A 1512-nucleotide genomic window follows, 5' to 3' on the forward strand; every position below is an offset into this window, starting at 1 on the left:
AGGTCGGTGCCGTCGCCGAAGTCGTAGTGGAACCGCTCAGGGCTCGCGACGACCTCGACGTCGTACCCGGCGAGGTTCGTCTGGAGCGTCTGCTCGACGCGCTCCGTCCGGACGATCGTCTCCTTGTTGACCAGCACCCACCCCCGGTCCGGCTGCAGGATCAGCACGGGCGGCGCCAACGGCAGCCGCCGAAAGTCCTCGACGGTGAACACGGGCCGAAGGTCGCCGCATCCACCGGCGTCGATCTGCTGCCAGGGGCTCCAGCCCACCGGACCGATCGGGATCCGGCGCCACAGGGGTAGTTGGTACGCCTCGCCGCCGCAGTCGACGGTCAGGGCTTCGTCGATTCCAGCAGGACACGAACCGTCCTCGCTGCCCTTCACCCACCTGCCGGCGGCCTCCCGACACGCGGCCGCCCTCTGATACTCCGGATGGCGACCAGGCTGAGCGGCCGCGACGCCCCTGGCTCGGGCAGCGGCCGCGGCCGCGCGTTGGCTCGCCAGATCGATGGCTTCACGTGAGTCGGACGTACCGCCGTGGTGCTGGAAGTCCCGGCCGGGCTCGGAGGGCGACGTGCCCGCAAGGATTGCGGCTGCCGCGAGTGCGACAGCGACGACGCCGAGTCGCTTCATCATGACGGCGTGAGACTGCCGGGCTCCATGACGTCGACCGCGTCTACTTGCCAGCCGTCGACCCAGCTGATCGCAAAGTAGAGGTCGAACTTGCTCTCCGGATCCTGCACGACGACCTCACCCGTCGCTGAGCGGCGCGTCGACGCGAGCTGCTTGACGCGCAAGGTCGCGGTGTACCACTCGGACGGGGAGGCCTCGGCGCCGTCGGCGTACTCGACGACAGCCCCTCCGCCCTCCTCGGTCTCGCCAGCGGCGTGGCTCTGGTTGATGTCGCTGATCGCCGAATGGCAGAAGCTGCAGGAGTCGCTCGACAGGCGGTCGAGCTCAGCCGTGTCGCCGCTGGTGTAGGCGTACTCGTACACGCCCACGAAGTACTCGGCCAGTGCTGCAGCGCCGTCAGCGCTCGGCGTGTCCATCGCCGGATCGCGCTCCGGGGGCGCGTCCGGACCGGGCGGCGCCGACTGGCTCGCGGATGCTGCGGGCGAGCCAGTCGGACTCGAGGACACAGTCGCGCCGCCACCGGACGGGGCGACCGTCGTGCACGAGGCGACGGACGGAACGCCGGTGAGCAGTGCGATGGCGAACGCCCCCTGCGCAGTTCGTCGTCGAAGCATGGGCGCGAAACTACCGAAACCGGACAGGTCGCGGTGTGGTCGGCTCGAATCTGTGGACGAACCAGGCCGCGTTGTCGTCAGGGCGTTGCCGACCTAACAGTCGTCGGGCTTGGGGAAGTCGGTGCAGAGGTCGTCGACGAGGCGGGATCTGCGCTCGACGACCTCGAAGGGTGCGCTCGTCGTCGACGTCTGGGCCGTGCCGGTCACCGGGTACCAGGTGTCGTCGCCCGCGATCCGGTAGTGACCCGACCACTCGGTGGTGAGCG

General features: G+C 69.6%; 1 protein-coding gene and 1 pseudogene. Both read right to left on the reverse strand.

Annotated features, from left to right (window positions below; translation table 11 throughout):
* A pseudogene (locus CTKZ_RS22085) lies at nt 1-212 on the reverse strand (hypothetical protein); the annotation flags it as partial.
* Between the two features lie 419 nt (nt 213-631).
* Nucleotides 632-1246, reverse strand: a complete 615-nt coding sequence (locus CTKZ_RS17075) for a DUF6318 family protein (protein WP_225917085.1) — start codon at nt 1244-1246, stop codon at nt 632-634.
* Nucleotides 1247-1512: the final 266 nt, after the last annotated feature.

Source organism: Cellulomonas algicola, assembly GCF_003851725.1.
In the GTDB taxonomy this organism is placed as follows: domain Bacteria; phylum Actinomycetota; class Actinomycetes; order Actinomycetales; family Cellulomonadaceae; genus Cellulomonas; species Cellulomonas algicola.